This is a genomic window from Pseudomonas sp. H3(2019), assembly GCF_007713465.1.
GTDB lineage: Bacteria > Pseudomonadota > Gammaproteobacteria > Pseudomonadales > Pseudomonadaceae > Aquipseudomonas.
The window spans coordinates 1-3,307 of the sequence record NZ_VMSG01000047.1; the positions used below are offsets into that span (position 1 = coordinate 1).

Consider the following 3,307-nt stretch of genomic DNA (forward strand, 5'->3'; position numbering starts at 1 on the left):
CCCATGTCTTTGAGCAACAGCACCTCTGGCCCCAGGGGGCTGGTGATTTTTGCCAAGCGTGAGGCTTGGTTGAATAACATGGGATGTCCTTATTCGCTGCCGCAATCCTTTTGACGCTGCCGAAGATTGCAGCCTTTTGACTTTAAAGATCAAGAGATTGCGGCCTTCGGCAGTTCGCACAGAGACGCGCGACCGCCAAGGGCGGTGGCGCTGAAGTCATAATGTAGTTCGTTACTTGGGGGAGAGGAACCAGGCTCTTGATTGTTGCCAGGCATTACCTGAATATCTGCTCCCCTGCGCGTCACCTCACGTCTATGGAAAGCGATTACTGTGACCTCTTACCGCATACAAGAAGCCGATCTCGAAATCCCCGATACCTGGCAGGACCAGAGCATCAATATTTTTAAGCTGCCAGCAGTCGGCCCTGCTAAAGAAGCCAGTTTCGTCATCAGTCGCGATGCTACCCAGGGCGACGCGCCATTTGCAGAATACGTGGACCGCCAACTCAAAAGTGCGGAGCAGCAACTGCCGGGTTTCAAGCTGGTTCAGCGCTGGGACACGGTGCTGCAAGGGCATACCGCCACATTGCTGGATTACACCTGGCAACGCGAGGGGCGCGAACTGATGCTGCGCCAGGTGTTCATCGAGCGTAAACCGTCCGTGCTGATCACCACCTTGACCACGACACCGAATGACTTCGCCTATCACGAGCAGGCCTGGAAGCTGGCGATGCATTCGTTCAAGCCACAGCCTCCAATCATCTGAGCATCCATACGTCCCACTGAGCAGTCATACACATCAGTAAGGTAGATGCGCGCAATGGATGCACAGGCTGCAGCACGTCTGGGTGACGAAATAGCCCATGGGTTCGGGATCGCAGCGATGGTCGCCGGTGCCGTGGCGGGCGCCTTGATCGGTGCTGCGGTCATCGCCGCGACCGTCGCCACCGGCGGCGTGGCGGTGGCCATTTTTGCCGGCTCGATCGCGGCCGGCGGCTTGTCGATGTTCCAGGTCGTCAAGGGGCTTTCTACCATCTTCAATTTGCCCGAGCCCACCACGGGCAAGTTGCAGATGGGCAGTTTCAATGTCTATATCAACAGCTTCAATGCCATGAGAGCGGGAGAGGACGTCGCTTCCAGCTGCTCCGGGCTGCCGATGAATCATCCTATATGGCCCTTTCCGGTATTGATCGCTGAAGGCAGTGCCACGGTGTTCATCAACGGCAAACCGGCAGCACGCTTGCACAGCAAAATGGTTTGCGGTGCTCATATCAAGAGCGGCAGCCCCAATACGTTTATCGGCGGGCCAACGGTGTCGGTGGCGTTTGTCCTGGATATCGAGGGGTGGATGCATACCGGGTTGGAAGCACTGGGATTGCTGGCCATGGGTGGGGCTGCAATACTCGCGGCCATGGCGGGCCTTGCCGCGTTAGCCGGTTTCGTGGTGATTGGCGGCACGATGATGGCTGGCATGGCGTTGCTAGGGGATTTGGGTGATCGCTTGGGGCCCGGTTATCGGGATCTGCTGCAGGGTGTCGCTGGGTTGGCGCTTTTGGGCCTGGGCCCGAAAATTGCAAAAATCGGTGCTGCGCCCAAGCCACGCTCGGTGAGCTTCAAACCGGGTTACACGGCAGACGATATCGTTGCGATTCCCAAGTCCAGCCGGCCGGATCCCTCTGAGTACCTTGAGGCTTCCTATATCGACAAGCATCTTAAGGTCTTCCAGGATGAAGGCGGTGCGTTTCTATTTACCCCGGATGATATTGCCAACCCCATGTACACGACCTTTAGCGACACCAAGTACGTCATGGCCAAATCAGACCTGCACGGTGTGGTCGGCGAATTTAAAAAGACCGGCGATCTTTCACTTTTGGAGTCTGCCCTGGGCTATGACCCGGGCTCTTTTGCCGGCAAGGAAATTTACATGATGGACCTGAACAATCCCAAGGTGGTCATGCCAAGCGGTAACGAGCGGGGAGCGAACCCGCTATGGCGTCCTGGCGGCCTGACCCATCCGGGTGGCATGCGCGAGGCGGTATTGGATAAGGTGGGCATTCCACACCAGAACGACATCGATTTTCTGCTCGCGAACCCTGATGTAGTGAGAATTCAATGAGTACCCATCCAGACAATGTATTGCTGCTTGCCCTGGCCAATGACGAATTGGATAAATTCCTTGTAGGCGAGCCGTTTTACTTTCAAGAAGCCAAAAACGACTACGAGGAACCGCAGAATATCGTCGCGGCCTTCGATTTGCTGGTGTTGCGTTACTGGCAGCAGACTCGCGATGCCAACTTCCCCGCACGCTTCGTGGCGGCTTTACTCAAGATTCTCGCGACCTACCCCGATCGTAATCGGGCGATCTATGCCGCAGCGGGCTGGGTTTGGTATTACCGATTTTGCCTGAGCAAAAAGCGCGCACAGCCCGAGGGGCTCTATGCCGAGCTGTTCGAAATCGACATGGGGGCCGTGGCCTTGGCCCTTCAGAGGCAGCTTGAGATCAATAAGGCAGCGCTTATCCTGGATACACGTTGGGCGGGTGGCACTTGGAACAGCCAGAACGGTTTATGGGAGCCGTTGATGCGTACCGCCTTGAACGTCAGGGACAAGCTTGGAGGACCGGACTTCGTGCCTGCCAATCCCTGACGTTCGAGACTTCAATCAGCCCTTGGCCCTTACCGGGAACAACGCTTTTACCGCCGCATCAATCACACCCTTGATGCCTTTACCTTTGGGGTCCACTTCGCTTGCGCCTCCGGAGTTGAGGTCCAAACGGCCGCCGGTGTCGATGTTGCCATTGCCGCTGGCGTAGATATTGAACGCTGTACCCGAGATGTTGATCTCGCCACTGGCATTGAATTCCAACACGCTTTTGCCGCAGACCAGTCGAATTTGCGATCCCGCCTCCATGAGGTATTGGGTGCTGACGCTGTCGATCTTGGTTCCTCCGACATGCAAGGCATCGTTGCGCTGTACTGCCCGGAGGCGGTCTTCACCGATGCGCACCGTCTCGTTATGCCCGATGCTCTTGTTGCGGTCGTGGCCCACCGAATGGCTTTCATCGACCTCGACCACGATGTCCTGATTGCGCTCGGCATGGATGTACAGCTGCTCGGCGCCTTTTTTGTCTTCCATGCGGATTTCGTTGAAATTCGCCGGTGTGCCGCCCTTGCTCGAACGGCTTTTCATGCCGCTCTGGGTGGCGTTTTCCGGCAGGTCGTAGGGCACGGTCTGTTCGGCGTTGTAGACGCGGCCGGTGATGATCGGCCGGTCCGGGTCGCCTTCGAGGAAGCTGACGATCACTTCCT

The 3,307-nt window shown here is 57.0% G+C and carries 3 protein-coding genes and 1 pseudogene; 3 read left to right on the forward strand and 1 reads right to left on the reverse strand.

Annotated features, from left to right (window positions below):
- Window positions 1-330: 330 nt before the first annotated feature.
- Genes FPT12_RS27525 through FPT12_RS27535 form a run of 3 tightly spaced genes read left to right on the forward strand, consistent with a single transcriptional unit; the run spans window position 331 to window position 2,645 of the window.
- Window positions 331-765, forward strand: coding sequence for a DUF1795 domain-containing protein (locus FPT12_RS27525; RefSeq protein WP_145022772.1), 435 nt, complete (start codon window positions 331-333; stop codon window positions 763-765).
- Between the two features lie 54 nt (window positions 766-819).
- Window positions 820-2,115, forward strand: coding sequence for a PAAR domain-containing protein (locus FPT12_RS27530; protein WP_145022775.1), 1,296 nt, complete (start codon window positions 820-822; stop codon window positions 2,113-2,115).
- Complete coding sequence (locus FPT12_RS27535; RefSeq protein WP_145022778.1) at window positions 2,112-2,645, forward strand: hypothetical protein; 534 nt, start codon at window positions 2,112-2,114, stop codon at window positions 2,643-2,645. The genes FPT12_RS27530 and FPT12_RS27535 overlap by 4 nt, the downstream gene beginning before the upstream one ends.
- 15 nt (window positions 2,646-2,660) lie before the next feature.
- Here FPT12_RS27535 and FPT12_RS27540 read toward each other — a convergent pair.
- Window positions 2,661-3,307, reverse strand: a pseudogene (locus FPT12_RS27540) (type VI secretion system tip protein VgrG); the annotation flags it as partial.

What these genes read in the sequence shown, in the direction of transcription:
- FPT12_RS27535 (WP_145022778.1), top strand. Translation starts at nt 2,112, where the DNA reads ATGAGTACCCATCCAGACAATGTATTGCTGCTTGCCCTGGCCAATGAC.
- FPT12_RS27530 (WP_145022775.1), top strand. Translation starts at nt 820, where the DNA reads ATGGATGCACAGGCTGCAGCACGTCTGGGTGACGAAATAGCCCATGGG.